This window comes from Frankia tisae (assembly GCF_025403405.1).
GTDB lineage: Bacteria > Actinomycetota > Actinomycetes > Frankiales > Frankiaceae > Frankia > Frankia tisai.
The window spans coordinates 1-18,142 of sequence record NZ_JANEZT010000101.1 but is presented as its reverse complement, the minus strand read 5'-3'; the positions used below and the strand labels follow the sequence as shown (position 1 = coordinate 18,142).

General features: G+C 72.1%; 18 protein-coding genes and 1 pseudogene. 13 read left to right on the top strand and 6 right to left on the bottom strand.

Features of this window, described 5'->3' with window-relative positions:
* The 4 genes from NBZ85_RS12315 to NBZ85_RS12300 all read left to right on the top strand — a co-directional run.
* On the top strand, window positions 1–2,794 hold a 2,794-nt coding region (locus NBZ85_RS12315), incomplete at its 5' end, for an ATP-binding protein (RefSeq protein WP_261561963.1).
* A gap of 136 nt (window positions 2,795–2,930) precedes the next feature.
* Window positions 2,931–3,569 carry a response regulator gene (locus NBZ85_RS12310; protein WP_261557317.1) on the top strand — a complete coding sequence of 213 codons (639 nt, stop codon included), beginning with the start codon at window positions 2,931–2,933 and terminating at the stop codon, window positions 3,567–3,569.
* 692 nt (window positions 3,570–4,261) lie between these two features.
* Window positions 4,262–5,431: a serine/threonine-protein kinase gene (locus tag NBZ85_RS12305; RefSeq protein ID WP_261561962.1), complete on the top strand. Its 1,170-nt coding sequence runs from the start codon at window positions 4,262–4,264 to the stop codon at window positions 5,429–5,431.
* The gene (locus NBZ85_RS12300) at window positions 5,398–6,888 is read left to right on the top strand and encodes a WD40 repeat domain-containing protein (RefSeq protein ID WP_261558165.1); all 1,491 of its coding nucleotides are present in this window, start codon (window positions 5,398–5,400) and stop codon (window positions 6,886–6,888) included. Before NBZ85_RS12305 ends, NBZ85_RS12300 begins: the two co-directional genes overlap by 34 nt.
* Here the strand turns inward: NBZ85_RS12300 and NBZ85_RS12295 are convergent, their stop codons facing one another.
* The gene (locus NBZ85_RS12295; protein WP_261558177.1) at window positions 6,889–7,539 is read right to left on the bottom strand and encodes an alpha-ketoglutarate-dependent dioxygenase AlkB; all 651 of its coding nucleotides are present in this window, start codon (window positions 7,537–7,539) and stop codon (window positions 6,889–6,891) included.
* Window positions 7,540–7,708: 169 nt separating this feature from the next.
* Here NBZ85_RS12295 and NBZ85_RS12290 point away from each other — a divergent pair, with 169 nt between their 5' ends.
* Window positions 7,709–8,245: a MarR family winged helix-turn-helix transcriptional regulator gene (locus NBZ85_RS12290; RefSeq protein WP_261561961.1), complete on the top strand. Its 537-nt coding sequence runs from the start codon at window positions 7,709–7,711 to the stop codon at window positions 8,243–8,245.
* Between the two features lie 73 nt (window positions 8,246–8,318).
* On the opposite strand, the gene NBZ85_RS12285 is transcribed toward NBZ85_RS12290, so the two are convergent.
* From NBZ85_RS12285 to NBZ85_RS12275, 3 genes are all read right to left on the bottom strand, one after another.
* Window positions 8,319–8,600: a metal-sensitive transcriptional regulator gene (locus tag NBZ85_RS12285; protein WP_261558167.1), complete on the bottom strand. Its 282-nt coding sequence runs from the start codon at window positions 8,598–8,600 to the stop codon at window positions 8,319–8,321.
* Between the two features lie 449 nt (window positions 8,601–9,049).
* A complete protein-coding gene (locus NBZ85_RS12280) occupies window positions 9,050–9,190 on the bottom strand; it encodes a hypothetical protein (protein WP_261558168.1) in 141 nt (46 codons plus the stop codon).
* Between the two features lie 250 nt (window positions 9,191–9,440).
* Window positions 9,441–9,740 (bottom strand): hypothetical protein, encoded by a 300-nt coding sequence (locus tag NBZ85_RS12275; protein ID WP_261558169.1) that lies wholly within the window; start codon window positions 9,738–9,740, stop codon window positions 9,441–9,443.
* A 78-nt stretch (window positions 9,741–9,818) separates the two neighbouring features.
* Between NBZ85_RS12275 and NBZ85_RS12270 the strand changes: the two genes are divergently transcribed.
* The gene (locus NBZ85_RS12270) at window positions 9,819–10,049 is read left to right on the top strand and encodes a hypothetical protein (protein WP_173402713.1); all 231 of its coding nucleotides are present in this window, start codon (window positions 9,819–9,821) and stop codon (window positions 10,047–10,049) included.
* A 571-nt stretch (window positions 10,050–10,620) separates the two neighbouring features.
* Complete coding sequence (locus NBZ85_RS34040) at window positions 10,621–10,818, top strand: hypothetical protein (RefSeq protein ID WP_261558170.1); 198 nt, start codon at window positions 10,621–10,623, stop codon at window positions 10,816–10,818.
* A gap of 62 nt (window positions 10,819–10,880) precedes the next feature.
* Here the strand turns inward: NBZ85_RS34040 and NBZ85_RS34035 are convergent.
* Both NBZ85_RS34035 and NBZ85_RS12255 read right to left on the bottom strand, forming a co-directional pair.
* Window positions 10,881–10,973: pseudogene (locus NBZ85_RS34035) on the bottom strand (FmdB family zinc ribbon protein); the annotation flags it as partial.
* 44 nt (window positions 10,974–11,017) lie between these two features.
* Window positions 11,018–11,764: a 5-formyltetrahydrofolate cyclo-ligase gene (locus tag NBZ85_RS12255; RefSeq protein ID WP_261558171.1), complete on the bottom strand. Its 747-nt coding sequence runs from the start codon at window positions 11,762–11,764 to the stop codon at window positions 11,018–11,020.
* A gap of 217 nt (window positions 11,765–11,981) precedes the next feature.
* Here NBZ85_RS12255 and galU point away from each other — a divergent pair, with 217 nt between their 5' ends.
* The 6 genes from galU to NBZ85_RS12225 form a co-directional block, all read left to right on the top strand.
* The gene (galU, locus tag NBZ85_RS12250) at window positions 11,982–12,914 is read left to right on the top strand and encodes a UTP--glucose-1-phosphate uridylyltransferase GalU (RefSeq protein WP_261558172.1); all 933 of its coding nucleotides are present in this window, start codon (window positions 11,982–11,984) and stop codon (window positions 12,912–12,914) included.
* A gap of 280 nt (window positions 12,915–13,194) precedes the next feature.
* Window positions 13,195–14,508, top strand: a complete 1,314-nt coding sequence (gene glp / locus NBZ85_RS12245; RefSeq protein WP_261561960.1) for a molybdotransferase-like divisome protein Glp — start codon at window positions 13,195–13,197, stop codon at window positions 14,506–14,508.
* Window positions 14,505–14,999: a cyclic pyranopterin monophosphate synthase MoaC gene (gene moaC / locus NBZ85_RS12240; protein ID WP_261558174.1), complete on the top strand. Its 495-nt coding sequence runs from the start codon at window positions 14,505–14,507 to the stop codon at window positions 14,997–14,999. Before glp ends, moaC begins: the two co-directional genes overlap by 4 nt.
* The gene (locus tag NBZ85_RS12235) at window positions 14,996–15,532 is read left to right on the top strand and encodes a MogA/MoaB family molybdenum cofactor biosynthesis protein (protein WP_261561959.1); all 537 of its coding nucleotides are present in this window, start codon (window positions 14,996–14,998) and stop codon (window positions 15,530–15,532) included. Before moaC ends, NBZ85_RS12235 begins: the two co-directional genes overlap by 4 nt.
* Window positions 15,533–15,541: 9 nt before the next feature.
* A complete protein-coding gene (locus NBZ85_RS12230) occupies window positions 15,542–16,174 on the top strand; it encodes a GNAT family N-acetyltransferase (RefSeq protein WP_261561958.1) in 633 nt (210 codons plus the stop codon).
* A 561-nt stretch (window positions 16,175–16,735) separates the two neighbouring features.
* Window positions 16,736–18,142, top strand: a 1,407-nt coding sequence (locus tag NBZ85_RS12225; protein WP_368861373.1) for a SepX/GlpR family protein, incomplete at its 3' end; no start/stop codon positions are given.

Genomic DNA, 18,142 nt, shown 5'->3' with positions numbered 1-18,142 from the left:
GTTCGCCGACGAGGTGACCCGGGTCGGCTGGGAGGTCGGCACCGAGGGCAACCTGGGCGGGCAGGCGTACGTGCGCGGGGTGTCGGGGGTGTGGCGGGACCTCACCGAGTCGGTGAACTCGATGGCCGGCAACCTGACCAGCCAGGTCCGCAACATCGCCCTGGTCACCACGGCGGTCGCCCGCGGCGACCTGTCCCAGAAGATCACCGTCACCGCGCAGGGCGAGATCGCCGAGCTCAAGGACACCGTCAACACGATGGTCGACCAGCTCTCCTCGTTCGCCGCGGAGATCACCCGGGTGGGCCGGGAGGTCGGCGTGGAGGGCAAGCTCGGCGGCCAGGCCACGGTCGCCGGCGTGGCCGGAACCTGGAAGGACCTCACCGACAACGTCAACCAGCTCGCCTCCACGCTGACCATCCAGCTGCGCGCGATCGGCGACGTGTCCACCGCCGTCACCCGAGGCGACCTGACCAGGTCCATCTCGGTGGAGGCGGAGGGCGAGGTCGCCGAGCTCAAGGACAACATCAACCAGATGATCGCCCGGCTTCGGGAGACGACCGAGCTCAACGCGCAGCAGGACTGGCTGAAGTCGAACCTGGCCCGCATCGGCAGCAAGATGCAGGGCCAGCGCGACCTCTACGCGGTCTGCCAGATGATCATCAGTGAGATGACTCCGGCGGTCGACGCCCAGCAGGGCACCGTCTACCTGCTGGACTTCATCGAGGGCGACAAGCTGCGCTACGTCGCCGGTTACGGCTCGGTGCCCCGGCGCCGCTCGGACGGCACGTTCCTGTTCGGCGAGGGCCTGATCGGGCAGGCGGCGCTCGAACGCAACCGGATCCGGGTCGAGCACGTGCCCGCCGGCTACCTCAACATCCGCAGCGGCCTGGGCGAGGCGCCGCCGTGCGATCTCGTCGTCGTCCCGGTCGTCTTCGAGAACCAGGTGCTCGGCGTCATCGAGCTGGCGTCGTTCACGCCGTTCTCCGAGCTGCACCTGACCCTGGTCGACCAGCTCGTCGACACCATCGGCGTCGTCCTCAACACGATCATGGCGAACGCGCGGACGGAGGAGCTGCTGGCCCAGTCCCAGCGGCTCACCCAGGAGCTGCGGTCGCAGTCGGTCGAGTTGCAGCGCACCAACAACGAACTGGAGGAGAAGGCGGCGCTGCTGGAGGACAAGAACCGCGAGATCGAGCTGGCCCGCATCGGCCTGGAGGAGAAGGCCGAGCAGCTCGCGCTGTCCTCGCAGTACAAGACCGAGTTCCTGGCGAACATGAGCCACGAGCTGCGCACGCCGCTGAACAGCCTGCTCATCCTCGCCAAGCTGCTCGCCGACAACCCCGATCGCAACCTGTCCCGCAAGCAGATCGACTTCGCCGAGACGATCCATTCCGCCGGCTCCGAGCTGCTCGGCCTGATCAACGACATCCTCGACCTGTCCAAGGTCGAGGCCGGCAAGATGGACGTCGACGCCGCCAACGTGAGCACCGCCGCCCTGTGCGACGCCGTCGCCGGGGTCTTCGGCCCCGTCGCGGACGAGAAGGGGCTGGCGTTCGAGGTCAACCTCGCCGCCGACGTGCCGGCCGAGTTCGTCACCGACGAGCAGCGCCTGCAGCAGGTGCTCAAGAACCTGCTGTCCAACTCGGTGAAGTTCACCGACAGTGGCACCGTTCGCCTCGACGTCACCCTCGCCCGCCCCGACCTGCCGCACCTGGCGTCGCACCTGCGCTCGGCCGGCACGGTGCTGTCCTTCGCGGTCAGCGACACCGGCATCGGCATCGCCGCCGACAAGCTACGCATGATCTTCGAGGCGTTCCAGCAGGCCGACGGCACCACGTCGCGCCGCTACGGCGGCACCGGGCTCGGCCTGTCCATCAGCAAGGAGATCGCCCGCCTGCTCGGCGGCTCGATCGCGGTGTCCAGCGCGGTCGGCCACGGCAGTACCTTCACTCTCTACCTGCCGGCGGCTCCGCTCGCGCAGATACCAACCTTCGGGGTCACGCCGGGCGAGCCCGACGACGTCCTCATGATCGTCGGAGTGTCGGACGGTGCTGGTTGGGGCCTGGACGAGCCGGTGCGAGCGGGCCAGGCCGCGGCCGGCTACCCGCCCGCGCAGGGCTGGCGCAACGGGATCGCCGACCGCATCGGTGGCGTTGCCGGCCAGTACAACGGCGCGACCACGCCGATGACCACCGCCGACGGCGAGGTGAACGGCGCAGGCGGGGTGAACGGGGCTGGTGGGGTGAACGGGGCCGAGGCCCATGCCGGCCCGGTCGAGAACCGGGCCTTGCCGCCGGCCTCGCCCGCGCGCACCACGGACTGGCGGTCGAGCGACACGACGGTGGGCACCCCGTTCCTGACGGAGCCGGCCGACACCGGCGCCCGGCTGGCCACAGGCGACCTCGACGAGTCCGACCCGCTGATCGGAACGACCGTCCTGGTCGTGGACGACGACGTGCGCAACGTGTTCGCGCTCACGAGCGCCCTGGAGATGTACGGAATGCGGGTCCTCTACGCCGACAACGGCCACGACGCGATCCGCACCCTCCAGCAGGACACCGCGCCGGTGCACCTCGTCCTGATGGACGTCATGCTCCCCGGCATGGACGGCAACGAGACGACTTCGATGATCCGGGACATGCCGGCCTTCGCCGACCTGCCGATACTGGTGCTGACCGCGAAGGCCATGCCCGGGGACCGGGAGAAGAGCATCACCGCCGGCGCCACGGACTACATCACCAAGCCGGTGGATCTCGATCATCTCCTCGGGGTGATGCGGTCGTATCTGTATTGATCAGATCGCGTATCGTGCGCATTCGGGTGCCTATCGGTGGGGCGGTGAGATGCCGTCGGGAGCGATCAGCGATGGTGGTGGGGTGGCGACACCCACCATGGACCGGCAAGGCGATCGCGAAGGAGGAGGCAGGCGGGTGACCGAGCGGAGCGGCGGTTCCGTCGACGGCGAAGGCGGGCCGGCCACGGAACGACCCCGCAGCAAGATCCTGTTGGTCGACGACCGAGCCGACAATCTCATGGCACTGGAGGCGATTCTCGCCTCCCTGGATCAGGATCTTGTCACGGCGTCGTCGGGCGAGGAGGCACTCAAACGCCTTCTCGTCGACGACTTCGCAGTGATCCTGCTGGACGTGCAGATGCCTGGGATGGACGGATTCGAGACGGCGCATCGGATCAAGCAGCGTGGGCGCACCCGAGACACCCCGATCATCTTTCTCACGGCGATCGATCGGGAGCCGCACCATGCGTTCCGCGGTTACGCTGTCGGCGCGGTCGACTACATTGCGAAGCCCTTCGATCCCTGGTTGCTGCGGGCGAAGGTCAGCGTGTTCGTGGAGTTGTTCGAGAAGAACGAGCGGCTGTCCGAGCTGGCCCATCAGCGGGTCCGGGACTTCGACCTGATGGCGGAGGTCGCCGAGCGGCTCATCGCGCTCGATGTCCTACTGGAAGGCGGCGCCGAGAGCTCCCCCGAGGAGACGCTCGCGGCGGCCGGTGCGGAGGTGCGCGGGCTGGTCGCCCGGCTGCAGCCCTTCGCTCGTTCGAACAACACCTGACGGCAGCCGCCGGGATTGTCCGCGGGCGTTGTCGGCGTTGTTTGCCTGCTTCGGCGGTTCGATGCCGCGGTGGCGGGGCGGCGCGGGCGGGGTCGCCCGACCGAGCTGCGGGCTGGGGTAGCCCATGACGTCGGCCGGTTCGCCCCGCCGGTGGCACCGCGCCTTCCTGTAGTCGCGGTGCCGCGCAGAGGGACTGCTGGCCGGCCGTCCGGATGGGGGCCGCAGGTGCGCGGCGGGGTACCGCGGGTACCCGGCCGGGGGGCCTCCGGCGTGTGGCAGGTGCGTTGTGTCGGTCACATCACACCGTCGTCGGGGATGGCGACGGACCCGATCGGAGGCTTCATCCCGTTGCCGATTCCTCACGCTTCGTCGTAGGAACGGCGCCGACCAGCGCCAGATCGGTCGCCCAGCCGCATTGGAACGTCCGTGTCGGGTCGCTCATATCCCGACGGTCCCGGCTGACACCACGCCGCGACCGAATGGATGCCGTCCCCACCCCCGCTCCGCGCCGATAGCATGCTTTTGTCGACCAGATCCGCCGCCGTGCCCGCACGGCCGGTTTGTGCAGCCGTAGGAGGTTTCGTCGTATGGCGATTGCCCGGCGCACTCCCCATGCTCTTGCCGGGTTGGATCCAAGGACTATCGGTCCGTACACGGTTGAACGGAAGCTGGTCGAGGCCGGGACAGGCCCGGTGTTTCTCGCCCGTAACAATCTTGCGCAGCCTGTCCTCATCAAACTGATCACGGCGCCGTTTGGTCGTGACACGGAGTTCCGTCGCCGCCTGCGCATCGACCTCGATCATCTGCGGCGGCTGGCCCCGTTCTGCCTCGCCGCGATCCTGGACCTGGATACGCTGGCCCGTCCCCCTTACGTGGTCGTCGAGTACATCGACGCACCGACCCTCGCTGCCAGCGTCGAGGACGACGGTCCGTTGCACTCGGCCGACACCGCCCGGCTCGCCGTCGGGCTTGCGGCTGCGTTGTCCGCGCTCCATGGCGAGGGAATTGTCTTCGGTGATTTGAAGCCGACCAATGTGGTGCTTTCCGGGCAAGGGTTGCGATTGGTCGACTTTGGACTTGCTCGGGTGCTGAACGCCGTACCCGCCGACAATTCGGGCACTTCCATGGCCGGCATCGGGACACTCGCGTTCATCAGCCCGGAACAGGCTCTCGGGCAGGCCGTGACCGCTGCGTCCGACATCTTTACCTGGGGCGGCGTGCTGCTGTTCGCCGCGACCGGCCACCCGCCGTTCGGTGCCGGGACGCCGCGTGCCCTGCTCCAACGCGCTGTCTACGCCGAGCCCGATCTGTCGGAGCTGGATCCCGAGCTGCGCGAACTGGTCGCGGCCGCGATGCGCAAGGACCCCAAGCGTCGGCCCCGCGCCGTCGACCTGCTCGAGCACCTCATGGTCGGTGCCCCCGAGGACGACACGTGGTCCGGAGCCGATCACGTCATGCCGTGGCTCCCCGCCGTCGCCGACGCCGGCGCCGTTGCGCCGATGTCCCGGGCGACGTCGGTGACCGCCGGCCCGCCGCCCACGGCCGGGCTCGTCGCCGACGAGCCCGGCCGTGGGCGGCGGCGAGGCGTACAGGCGATGAGATGCCTGACGCGCCGGCCGCGCGGGCAGGGACGTCACCGCGCCCCGCGAGCCCGGCCGGTCCAACGCTCTTATCTCGACCGGTCGGTTCCCGGCAGCCGTCCGGAGACGAGACGCCCCCTCTCCCCAGCGGTCCGTCCCCCCGACCCGGGCGCGGCGACGAGATCCCGCAGGGCCCGGCGACGGCGGCGCCGCACCACGGCCGACCGGATCGCGGGTGGCTGCGGCGCGTGCTGTCGCTCGGTGCGGCGACGTCACTGCTGATCATCCCGGCGTTCGCGGTCCTGGGCACCATGCGCGACCGCGGCGGCCCGGCGGCGTCGCGCCATGCGGCCGGGACCGCGATCCGCCTGCTCGACCGGGAACCGGACCTTGCCGGGCAGCTTGCTGTCGCCGCGTACCGGATCGAGCCGACCCCGCCGGCCGCCCAGGCGCTGGTAGAGGCGAGCGTCCGGCAGATCGCCGCGTCGGCCGGTGCCATCCGTGGCCTGCGGGTCACCTCGGACGGCCGGTACCTGATCGTGGTCGGCGATGCCGGCGGGTCCGTGTGGGACATCGCCGATCCCGCCCGGGTCCATCGGGTCGGTGATCTGGCCGGGGCCCCACCGGCGACCACCGTCGATCGCCGACAGCTCGCGGCCGGCTCCGGCAACCGCTCCGTCGGCGCCGCCCGGCGCGGCTTCAGCGCCACCGAGTTCAGCCCCGACGACGCGGACTCTGCCGCTGGTGGGACGGCCGCCGGTGGGGCGGTCGGATCGGCGCTGCGTGCCGTCACGACCGTGTCGGGCCCGTCCGCGTCCGCCGCGGCCCCGGCGCCGCAGACCGTCGTGACGGCCGGCGCGGACGGGGTGCTCCGGCTATGGCAGCTGATCCCGCCACGGCTCGTGGATGACGGCGAGCTGGACCAGGTGCGGACCGCCGCAGCCGACGTGACCCCGCTCATGGGCCTGCGCGGTCACGTCGGCGCCGTGACGGCCGTCGCGGCCAGTGCGGACGGCCGGACGCTCGCCTCGGCGGGAGCGGATCGGACGGTCCGGCTGTGGGACGTTCGCCGCCCACGCACGCCGCGTGCCCTCGCCGTGCTGGCCCTGCCGGCGGAGGTCACCAGCGTGGCCTTCACCCCCGACGGGCGTTCGCTCGTGCTCGGCGGCCCAGGTCACCTCGCCGTGTGGGACGTCGCCGATCCGCGGAACCCGCGAAGCCGCGCGGAGCGCACCGCCGCGGCGAACGTTCGGGCGATCGCCGTCAGCCCGGACAGCCGCTGGTTCGCGGCGACCACCACGACTGCCCGCGGCGTCCAGACGGAGATTTTCGGGCTCGGCGATCCGCGGGGCCTGCGCCGGTTGACGTCCATCGCGCCCGGACCGGCCCCGGCCGTCGCCCCGGATCCGGCCGGGGCGCTCGCGTTGTCCGCGGACGGCCGAGTGCTCGCCGTCGGCGGCGCGGCCGGTCAGATCACGCTGTGGGACATGTCGTCGCCGGTGCGACCGGTGCGCCGCGGTGTCCTGCCGGTCGGTGCCAACCCCGGCACCACCACCACCCTCGGCCTCGCCGGGCCCGCCGGCACCCTGGCGGCCGCCACCGGGGACAGCGTCCGGCTCTGGCAGCTCGATCTGCTCGCGGCACAGGACGAGGTGTGCGCCCGGGTCGGCGACCGCATCAGTCGTGAGCAGTGGCGCAGCTATCTCGGCCACCGGCGCTACAACCCGCCCTGCGACTGACTACCGGCTGAAGTGCCGGGCCGCGCCGTAGCCGGGTCCCTGTTCGGGCCGGCCGGCCCGGGAAGTCCAGCGCCACTGCACGGAGATGCGGGCGCCGACGTGCCCGGGTACCCGGGGCACCGCGTGCAGCCAGTCGGCCTGGGCGCGGCCGCCCAGCACGATCAGATCCCCACCGGCGGGGGACAGATCGCGCCCGCCCGGCGCCTGCGGATCGTTGAGGAGCCGCCGGCCCGGCGGCAGGTGGCGTGACTTCACCAGGAACGGCCGCTGCGCGCCGAGGGTGAGGATGGCGATGATCGTGTCATCCAGCCAGCGCATCTCGCGGTCGCGGTGGAAGCCGACGGAATCGGAGCTGTTGCGGTACATGGACATGCCGAACCCGTCGAACTCCACCCCGTAGGTGCGGCGCAGGGCCCGGTAGGCATCCAGCAGGGCGGGGAAGGGCACCGCCGCACCGCGGGGGACCCACGTGGTCAACCGCGGCTCGGTGACCTGACGTTCGTAGCGCCACATGGTCCCTTGCCGCCAGGGCAGGCCCGAACGCATCGCCTCGCACAGCTCGTCCGCTCCGCGCAGCCATCCGCGGGTGACGTCGACCCAGGACTGCTCGTCCAGCCAGATCCGTTCCGCTCGCGCGGCCGGATCGACCATGCCGGCGCCCACGGCGGGTGAGGTGGCGTCCGGCACCCTCCCGACGCTACCTCGCGGCCACGACGGGCCCCGGTGTGGGCCGATCGATGGTCGCGGCGCGCCGCAGTCGTCGCCGCGCAGCGTAACCTGCGGGATCCAGGAGGCTGTTCACGATGATGGCAGGGACGCATTGACCGGATGTTCCCCCGAGCCCGGCGTCGCCGAGGGCCCCACCGCCGGCCTGCCGCCTACCGCCGGCTACGCCGCGACCGGTCTCGACCAGGACGTGCGCCGGCTCACCGAGGTCGTCACCCGGCTGCGCCGCGTGCTGCGGACAAGCATCCGCACCGACTACTCGTGGGAGTCCCTCCCGATGGCGCAGGTGGAGCTCCTGCAGTGCCTGGCGGAGAAGGACGCGACCCGCGTCGGTGAGCTCGCCGGGCGGCTGCGGCTCGCCCCGAACAGCGTCTCGACGCTGGTGCAGCAGCTCGCCGACGCCGGTTACCTGCACCGAGAGCGTGACCCGGCCGATCGGCGGGCGGCGCTGCTGCGGCTCACGCCGGCCGGGGCGGCGGCCCTGTCCGGCTGGCAGCGCGCCCATGAACGACGCCTCGGCGCGGCCCTGGCCCGGCTGGTCGAGGCCGACCGGTCGGCCATCCTGACTGCCCTGCCCGCGCTGTCGAACCTGGTGGAGGCGCTGGGCGATCGCGGCGAACCGATCGGGTGACCGGCGAGGAGCCATGCACCGGATGAGGCGCCGGGTGGTCAGCCCTGGGCCGGCAGGCGCCTGGCGCCGGCCCTCAGGACCGGACGAGGCGGGCGATCGCGGCGGTTGCCTCCCGCAGCTTCTCCTCGGCGACGGGGCCGCCCTCCGCCGCGGCGTGGGCCACGCAGTGCGCGAGATGGTCCTCCAACAGGCCGAGGGCGACCGACTGCAGGGCCCGGGTCGCGGCCGAGACCTGGGTCAGGATGTCGATGCAGTACTTGTCTTCAGCGATCATGCGCTGCAGGCCGCGGACCTGCCCTTCAATGCGGCGCAACCGGGCGGTGTACTCGTCCTTGGTGTCGGTGTAGCCGTGCATCCGCCGCGCCTTCCCCCACGATGACCAGTACCTGACCAGTACCCCCCTACGGTACCTGTGAGGGTGCGGCGCCCGTTCGGGTTCGGGCCAGGTGCGGACAAGGTCGTCGTCGGCCTCGGCAGGGGCAACGACCAGCAGCCGCCGACCGGACGCGGCAAGACCGGGCCTGCCTTTGCCCGGCTGCTGGAGGGCGCCACCTCGGCTCCAGGGCCCGTTCGGCGCCTGGTTCCCGTGGGAACTCCGGCTCCGACCACGGATTGCGCGTGCTGGGGGCGGATGCACCGAAGTAAACCGTGCCCCGGTACCTGCATTTTCGTCCCCGCCTGGCGTGGGGGCCGGCGCGGGCGCTCAGGCTTACCTACCGGTAGACGTATTGCGTCGGGAAAGCCGGCCGCGCACGGCGCTTTCCGCCTCGTCTCCTGTGGGCGGCCGGCGGTGTCCTCCCCGGATCAGCGCTCGACGTGGTGCGGCGGGAGATCGGCGAGGAGTCGCTCGATGTCCGGGTCGTCTTCCTCGGACAATGACTCGTCGCCCCATCCGATCTCCCGTTCGTCGAACGAGTCGTCGTCAAGCGGCTCAGTGGCGCCCATGATCTTCCCCTCGTGTGGCGCGGCTTGTTCGCCGCCGCGGTCCCGGTCCGGCGATCGCGGCCGAGGCGGCAGTTCGCTGGTGAAACGATTGTCGGCAGGATGACACTGCGCTCGCCGGGCGGGTTAGGCGTGAGCCGTTGTTCGGCCCGGCGCCCGGCCCGGGTCTGCTAGTGCAATGCCGTCTCCTGGGGCGCGTGGCCCGGATCCGGGCACCGATGATGCCCACCCGGTCCGGGCCGCGCGCCGGCGGTCAATCTACGCCGCCGGAACCACTGCGGGTGGGCGGCGGCTTGGCCAGGGCATGCCCGATGACCTCGACGACCAGCCGCAGGGTGGCCCGGCTGCCTGCCAGGAATGCGTCCGTCTCCCGCTGGGACCACGCGGAAGCGACGACCCCGGGCTCCGGTGTCCGGACGGCCAGGACTGCTCGGATGGACGCCCGGTAGCGGCCCACCGTGATCGGCGGATCCCCGATCGGATCGGTGTCGTAGTCCTCGTCGCGGTCTAACAGGGCCCCGACCTCATCGACGCGGCGTGGTGTTGGGGGCATCAGTTTCCTCCTCCGTAAATTTGCTATGCAGCAAAATAGACCCTAGCGAGGTTCTTGGGGAAGAGCAAAGTGGTTACGATGTTCCGCGTGGACGACGGTGAGCAGTTGGTCGGCATCGGGGACATCGCGTTCCAACTCAAGATCACTCGCCAGGCGGTGGACTACTGGACGCGCAAGGACTCCCGGTTTCCGGCACCCTTGCAGGTCATCAACGCGCCGACGGGTAGTGGTGCCAAAGGCACTCGAGTTTGGCGCAAGCGAGAGGTAGACGCCTGGATCGTGGAGCACTATCGACGCCGCAAACAGTAGGCGGTGTGTCCGGTACGGCGGTGTGGGCGCGTGACCCGCTCCGGAGTCGCTCCGGACGGCGCCCGCCGCCGCCGTCGACCCTCGTCGGCGCATGCCGCCCGGGGTCGAACAGAAATGCCTGGCAGCCGTGCTGAATCGCACTATCAGCGCATTTCGGGGAGCTGCACGAAACGGAACGTCAGCTCCAATGCGGGTTCACCGCGCAGCGGTGCTCCGGCCTGAGTTCAGCGCGCCGGTCGCCGGTCACCCCCGCGGGGGCGACCGGCCGAGCAGGCGCGGGACTCCTGCCCGGTGACTCCGGTCCGGTGACTCCGGTCTGGCGTGCCCGGCTGCGGGACTGCGACCGTCGCGTCCCGTCACACGGCCTTGCGTCGTGTCCTGGCCGTCGGGGTGGTGCGGTGGGCCGAACGCGGTCTGGCCCGGCAAGGCGTGCGCGGCATGCCGCCGCGCGCCGGGTGCACCGCGATCGGCGCCGGCCATGCCGAAGGCGCCCAAGGCGGCAAGCGCCCGGACGCCTTCGGCAGACGGTGCAGGTGTTTCGGTCGGTCAGGCCGCCGCGGTGGTGGAGGCCGTGCTCGACGTAGAGGGGGCCGACGAGGACGAGCCGCTGCTCGCCGCGGCGGACGACGACGAGTCGGAGCTGGCGGTCGACGACGAGTCGCTACCGCCGGCGGAGCTGTCGGCGTTGGAGCTCGTGGCGTCCGCGGTGTCCTTTGGGCGCTGCTGCGTGGAACCGCCGGCGGAGCTGGACCGGCTGTCGTTCTTGTAGAAGCCGCTGCCCTTGAACACCACGCCCACCGAACCGAACACTTTACGAAGTCGTCCGGCGCAGGTCGGGCACTCCGTCAGTGACGCGTCGCTGAAGCTTTGCGCGACTTCAAGGTCACGTCCGCAGTCGGTGCAGCGGTACTGGTAGGTAGGCACGTACTCCTCCCGGCGTTGGCACTCAGAAGTGGCGACTGCCAACTTTAGCTTGTAGACGGCCCCAGATGTTCCCCGGCGCCGTCAGTCGGTTCGCACCGTAGCGTACGACTCGGGGTGACGATGATCTGCACGCCGCGATCGTGCTCCTCCGTGGGGACGAGATCGAGCAGCTCCTGGTCGTACAGCACGGCAATCACCGGGACGTCGGGCGTGACTCGGCGCAGCGCGCGGTCGTAGGAGCCGCCGCCCCGACCGAGCCGCCGCCCCGCCCGGTCGACGGCGAGCGCCGGGATGATCACGGCCTCGGCCTCGGACAGTTCCCCGGGCGGTGCCGCCGCGGGGGGTTCCCGGGTGCCGAGGGCGCCCGGGACCAGCATGCCGACGTGCTCGCGGAAGTCCAGGTCGAGATCGGCGCGCAACACCGGCAGCAGCACTCGGGCGCCGCGGGCGACCAGCCGGGGGAGCAGGTCGGCGAGATCGGGCTCCCCGGGTAGCCCCACGTAGGCCGCGACGCACCGGGCGTCGGCGACCTCGGGTATCTGCAGGATTCGGGTCACCAGGACCGCGGCGTCCGCCGGTGAGCAGGACTGGTGGCGCAGGGCCAGAGAGGTCCGCCGCTGGGAGAGCAGCCGCGCGCGCAGCCGTCGCTTGGCGTCCGCACCTGCCCCGGCCGGTGCGTCACCACCCGGTCCGGGTGCCGCGCCGGCCACCGCCCAGGAGTGCGGACGGGCCGTCGGCTTGGCGGCGGGCGTCCCCCGCCGGGGATCGGGTGGAAGGTGGTTTCCCGGCACCTGAACAGCCTCCCGCAGGTCGGCGCCGCAGGGGCTGGTTGCGAGCCCGCCCGGCGTGCCTGGCGGGCTGCGCCGTGGCCGTGCGGTGGGTGCCGTAGCCGTGCCGTGGCCGTGCCGGTGGTGTCCGGCACTCGGCCGCGTACCGTGTGAGCTGTGCATTGCCCGTGAAGGCGGCCGCTGCTGTGCTCGTGCACTTCGACCCGGCTAAGGTTCCCTCATGCCAGTGACGAAGGCGGTTATCCCGGCCGCGGGCCTGGGCACTCGCTTCCTGCCGGCCACCAAGGCCGTGCCCAAAGAGATGCTGCCGGTCGTCGACAGGCCGGCTATCGAATACGTCGTCGAGGAGGCCTCTCGGGTCGGCCTGCGCGACGTCCTCCTTGTCACCAGCCGTACGAAAAAGGCGATCGAGGATCATTTCGATCGGGAGATGGACATCGAGGCCGCGCTGGAGCGCAAGGGTGACGAGACCCGCCTGCGCCGGGTCCGCGCGTCGGCTGAGCTCGCCGAGGTGCACACGGTCCGCCAGGCTTCGCCGCGGGGGCTCGGCCACGCGGTCCTGTGCGCCGCCGCGCACGTCGGTGACGAGCCCTTCGCCGTTCTGCTCGGTGACGACCTCATCGACGAGCGCGACCCGCTGCTGGCGGAAATGCTTGCGGTGCAGGCCCGCTTCGGTGGCAGCGTCATCGCGCTGATGGAGGTCCCCGAGGAGCAGGTCTCGATGTACGGCGTCGCCACGGTGGAGTCCGTCCCCACCGGGCCGGACGATCGGTACGGGATCGTGCGCATCCTGGACCTGGTGGAGAAGCCGCCGGTCGCGGAGGCGCCGAGCAATCTGGCGATCATCGGCCGCTACGTGCTGGCCCCGGAGATCTTCGAGGTGCTGCGACACACCGAGCCCGGGCGGGGCGGAGAGATCCAGATCACCGACGCGCTGCGGACGCTGGCGCTGCGCGCGGTGGCCGGGGGCGCCGAAGCCCAGCCGGTGCACGGCGTGGTGTTCACGGGCCGGCGCTACGACACCGGGGACCGGGTCGACTACCTCAAGGCGGTCATCCGGCTGGCCTGCGAGCGGCCCGATCTTGGGCCCGACCTCTATCCGTGGCTCGAGGAGTACGTCGCCGCCGGCGGGCCGAAGGTTAATTTGTCCTAATTCGGAAAGATTTCTGCCAGTTCCTGACACCTCGATTGGCCTAGTTGCATTCGTTTAACCTTGACGCCTCCGGCGTGGCCGGGAACGCTCCCGGGATCGGCCCGGGCGCGATCGGCGCGCAGGCCGCCGTGGATCGGCGGATTGCTGACGGGTGGTGGCGCCCGCGCGACCGCTGATGCAACAGAGGTGTCCGGGCTCCGATGGCCGTAGCCCGGATGATGCCGGGTGAGGCCGCATGGCCCGACGGCATCAACGGGTACAGGAACGGGGACGGGCGCCCATGACGACGGTGGATGAACACCTGGAACGAATTCTCGCGGCGGTGGCGCCGACCCGCCCCCGCCGCGCCGGGCTGGAGCAGGCCCACGGCTGCGTGCTCGCCGCCGATGTCCGGGCGACCGTGGCCCTGCCCAGCTTCGACAACTCGGCCATGGACGGATACGCCGTGCGGGCCGCTGACGTCGCCGAGGCCACCGAGGACGCCCCCACCACCCTGCCGGTCGTCGGTGAGATCCCGGCCGGGCCCGGCACACCGGCGCCGCTGAAACCCGGCACGGTGGTGCGGATCATGACCGGCGCTCCGCTGCCCCGCGGCGCGGACGCCGTGGTCCAGCTCGAGTGGACCGACGGCGGCCGCGAGTCGGTCGCGATCCGCCGGCCCGCCGACCGGGGGCTGCACGTCCGCCGCGCGGGCGAGGACGTCACCCCCGGCGCGTTGGTGCTGCCCGCGGGGACGGTCATCGGCTCGGCGCAGATCGGCCTGCTCGCCGCCGTCAACGTGGCGCGCCCCCCGGTGCACCCGCGGCCCCGGGTGGCGGTGCTGTCCACGGGCACCGAGCTCGTCGAGGTCGGCTCGCCGCTGGGCGCCGGGCAGATCGTCGACTCCAACAGTCACGGCATCGCCGCCGCCGCCCGCGAGGCCGGCGCGCTGGTGCGCCGGCTGACCGGCGTGCCCGACGAGCCCGACGCCTTCGCCAAGGCCCTCCATGGGGTGCTGGGAGAGGTCGACGCGGTGGTGACCACCGGCGGGGTGAGCGTCGGCGCCTACGACGTCGTCAAGGAAGTCCTCACCGGGTCCGGCACCGTCCGGTTCGACACGGTGGCGATGCAGCCCGGCAAGCCGCAGGGCTTCGGCCTGGTCGAGGGGGTGCCGATCTTCACGCTGCCGGGCAATCCGGTCAGCGCGCTGGTCTCGTTCGAGCTGTTCGTCCGCCCGGCGTTGCAGCGGATGCGCGGGCTGGCCGCCACCGGTCTGCCGCGGATCGTCGTGACGGTCGACACGGAGCTGCATTCCCCGCCCGGCCGGCGCACGTTCGTGCGGGTCGGCCTCGCCCATCTCGGCGACGACGGCCGGCCCGGCCCGCGAACCGTCGCCCGCCTGGCCGGCGGTCAGGGTTCGCACCAGCTCACCTCGCTGGCCGGCGCGCAGGCGTTGGTCATCATCCCCGAGGAGGTGACGAAGGTTCCGGCCGGGACCCGGCTGTCGGCGCTGTTGCTCGGAGCCGACGCAGGCGCCATCCTCTCCGGCATGGGCTGGGCGGATACCGACACGTCGGACCCGAGCGCGGGGCCAGCGGAGCCGATCGCACGATGACCGCACCCCGGCTCACCCACGTCGACGAGCACGGCGCGGCCCGGATGGTCGACGTCACGGCCAAGGACGTGACCGCCCGTACGGCGACCGCCACCGGCCTGCTGAGGGTCACCCCCGAGGTGGTGGGGCTGCTGCGCGGCGCCGGCGTGCCGAAGGGGGACGCGCTCGGGACCGCCCGGATCGCGGGGATCATGGGCGCGAAGCGCACGCCCGAGCTCGTCCCGCTCTGCCATCCCATCGCGATCTCCGGGGTCACCGTCGAGCTCACCGTCCGTGACGACGGAGTGGAGATCACCGCCACCGTGCGGACGGCCGACCGGACCGGCGTCGAGATGGAGGCGCTGACCGCCGTCGCCGTGGCCGGGCTGACCCTGCACGACATGGTCAAGGCGGTCGATCCCGGCGCGGAGCTGACCGGCGTGCGGGTGCTGGCCAAGACGGGCGGGCGCCACGGAGACTGGCGCGCCGAACCCTCCCGGGAGGTCCGGTGAGCCGGTCGTCGAGGGTGCCGCCGGGGGCGCGTGCCCGGGTCGTCACGGTGTCCGATCGGGCGTACCGGGGTGCCTATCCGGACCGGTCCGGTCCGGTGCTCGTCGCCGGGCTGGCCGAGCTCGGCTTCGCCGTCGGTCCGGCACAGATCATCCCCGACGACCGCGAGCGGATCGCGGCCGCCCTGCGGGCCGCGGTCGCCGACGGGATCGACCTGGTCGTCACCACCGGCGGGACCGGCCTCGGGCCGCGGGACATCACCCCCGAGGCGACCGGCGAGGTCATCGAGCGGCCGATCCCCGGGCTCGCCGAGGCGCTGCGGGCCGCGGGTCGCGACGCCGTCCCCGCGGCGGTGCTCTCCCGTGGGCTCGCCGGGACGGCCGCGGCGACGCTGGTGGTGAACCTGCCGGGCTCGACGGGAGGTGTCCGGGACGGGCTGGGTGTGCTCGCGGGTGTGGTCGGACATGCCGTGGCCCAGCTCCGCGGAGTAGATGATCATGCGGCTGTGCCCGGCGTGGCCGGGACGGCGGAATAGGCCACGGTGATGCGGGCTCCGGGCTGGCCGGCGGTGCTGTCCGAGGGATCGGTGACGGTGCGCCCGCTGCGGCTGCGCGACGCCTCCGCGTGGGTGGAGATGCGGCTGCGCAACGCCGACTGGCTGGCCCCGTGGGAGGCGACCCCGCCGGGTCTGGTCCTGGTGCGCGAGACCTGGGCGCAGCGGCAGACCATCTCGGTGTATCGGCAGATGTGGCACCGACTGCGCCAGCAGGCGCGGGTTGGCATGGCGCTGCCGTTCGGGGTCGTTCTTCACGGCCGGCTCGTCGGCCAGGTGACGGTCTCGACGATTGCCCGCGGCGCCTTCAACAGCGCGCAGGTCGGCTACTGGGTGGACAGCGGCTTCGCCGGCCGGGGCATCACCCCGACCGCCCTGGCACTCGTCGTCGACCACTGTTTCGGCCCGGTCGGCCTGCACCGCGTCGAGGCCAATGTGCGGCCGGAAAACGTCGCCAGCCAGCGGGTGCTGGCCAAGCTCGGCTTCCGCGAGGAGGGCCTGCACCGGCACTATCTCGCCATCGACGGCCACTACCGCGACCACCTCGGATTCGCGCTGACGACCGAGGACGTGCCCGAGGGGCTCGTGCGCCGCTGGCGGGGGAGTCACTACAGCCGGCCTTGAGCGAGCCAGCCCTGAGTGAGCCGGCCCTGAGCGTCGGTGGTCCGGGCCGAGTGGAGGCCCCCGCCGGGGGACCGGGGGCCCGCTTCCGGGTAATGCCGTGGGTGGGGTGACGAGTTCCACTCCGCCCGGCGGGGGGTGTCGGTAACCAGACGCCCGTCCGATGCGGTCACGGCGCGTTGTTCCGACACTCACACCCGAGCTCATTCGCAGCGACCTGCTGGAGGCTCGTGCTCTCCCCGAGTGCTTCCGTATGGCGGGCGGAGCCCGACGGAGGTCTGCGGAGCCGGTTAGACGACGGTCGGACGACCATCACCCATCCGATTGCGGATGCGACACGCGGGGTTCGGGTCGGTGACCACATGGATTTCGCTCACTAGCGTCAACCTCGAAATCGCAATCCGCTGATGTCGGGAAGAGGCTCCTCATGGTCAGCACCTCCGCGCCCGCCGCGCTCGCCGCGCCCCGCGCGGACGGTGCGTGCCCGGCGTCCGACGCGGGGATCGTGCCGGTCCCGCCATCGGATCATCGCGCAATCCACACCAGCCGGACGGCGGTACTTCGATGAGCGCCCTGATCTGGGCGGCGATTGTTGCGGTATGGGGTTTCGTGTTGATCCCCATGTGGCTGCGCCGCCATGACACGGCGTCGGAGCAGCGTTCCACCGAACGGTTCACGGGGGCGATGCGGGTGCTCTCCCGTCGTCCATCGGGCCACGACGAGGCCGACCCCGATCAATTCGACAGTGACCATGAGCGTCTCGGCGGGGTGAGAGGAACGGGTATGTCGCACGCGGATTCGCGCGATCCCATCGCTCCCGTGGAGTCCGCGCCAGCGGGCCCGCCGGCCGCGCAGGGCGAATCCGGCGGCTGGCGTGACGCGCCGCCCGGCACGGCGCGGGACTCCTACGCGGCGCGGGTGGCCGCGCGTCCAGGCTCCCCCGCGGACTCCGACGGCGCCGCGCCGGTCGACGCGGCCGGGAGCCTGCGCGGCCCGGCGCCGCAGCTCGACTCGGCCGGACCTCGGACGCCCGGTGGCTCTGGCTCTGGTTCTGGCACTGGCCCTGGCGCTGCGGGCAGGCCCGCGACCCTGGGCTGGCCCGGCACTCCGGGCGGGCCTGGGACTTCGGGGCGGGCTGCGACGTCGGCACGGGCGGGGGCTTCGGGCAGGCCGGGGTCGGCTGGCGACGACGGCATGGTCCGCGGCGACGAGCCGCGGGTCGACTCCCGCCGCACCGTCGCGCTGCACCGGGTGGCCGCCGAGCGGGCGGCCCTGATGCGGGTCCGCCGGCAGCGGCTGATCCTGGTGGCGGCCCTGCTCCCGGTGACGGTCGTGTTGGCCGCCGTGTTCGGCGGGATGTGGATCGCCGTGCAGTTGCTGACCGATCTCGGGTTCGCCGGGTACCTCTTCCATCTGCGGCGCGCAGCCCAGGTCGAACGCCGACTCGCGATCACCCGGGTCTCGATCGAGCGCCGGATAGAGGCCGAGCGGGTCGCCCGCAGCCGCCGTCGCTCGGTCGGCTCCTCCTTCGCCTACCACGAGCGGGACTCCGCGGCGAGCACGAGCGAACGGCACCTGGGTCCCGAGCCGGCGGAGGAGCTCACCCCCGAGGAGTTGGCGCACGCCCGGGCGGAGACGATCGACCTCGGCAGCCTGATGGCCACCCAGCTCGCGAATCGTGACGACACCGGGCCCGACGACGGAACCTATGCCGAGGGGCCGGCCGCGGCCGATGGACGGGCCGGCTATGCGGCCTCGGCCGGGTGGGACGAGGCCGCTCCGAGTCGGCCGGCAAGTGGCGGCCACGCGAAGGTCCTGTACGGCTACGCGCCGTCCGTTGCGCCCGCCGGCTACGACGGCGTCGGCTACGACGACTACGACTACGACTACGACGAGGTCGAGGTGGATGCCGATGAGGTCGCGGCGGCGTCTGCCGCACGGATGACCGCCCGCCCGGCGACCCGCCCCACC

What these genes read in the sequence shown, in the direction of transcription:
- NBZ85_RS12295 (WP_261558177.1), bottom strand. Translation starts at nt 7,539, where the DNA reads ATGGTCGATCCGGCCGCGCGAGCGGAACGGATCTGGCTGGACGAGCAG.
- NBZ85_RS12285 (WP_261558167.1), bottom strand. Translation starts at nt 8,600, where the DNA reads ATGCACGGCTACACCGACACCAAGGACGAGTACACCGCCCGGTTGCGC.
- NBZ85_RS12280 (WP_261558168.1), bottom strand. Translation starts at nt 9,190, where the DNA reads ATGGGCGCCACTGAGCCGCTTGACGACGACTCGTTCGACGAACGGGAG.
- NBZ85_RS12275 (WP_261558169.1), bottom strand. Translation starts at nt 9,740, where the DNA reads ATGCCCCCAACACCACGCCGCGTCGATGAGGTCGGGGCCCTGTTAGAC.
- NBZ85_RS12270 (WP_173402713.1), top strand. Translation starts at nt 9,819, where the DNA reads ATGTTCCGCGTGGACGACGGTGAGCAGTTGGTCGGCATCGGGGACATC.
- galU (WP_261558172.1), top strand. Translation starts at nt 11,982, where the DNA reads ATGCCAGTGACGAAGGCGGTTATCCCGGCCGCGGGCCTGGGCACTCGC.
- glp (WP_261561960.1), top strand. Translation starts at nt 13,195, where the DNA reads ATGACGACGGTGGATGAACACCTGGAACGAATTCTCGCGGCGGTGGCG.
- moaC (WP_261558174.1), top strand. Translation starts at nt 14,505, where the DNA reads ATGACCGCACCCCGGCTCACCCACGTCGACGAGCACGGCGCGGCCCGG.
- NBZ85_RS12230 (WP_261561958.1), top strand. Translation starts at nt 15,542, where the DNA reads ATGCGGGCTCCGGGCTGGCCGGCGGTGCTGTCCGAGGGATCGGTGACG.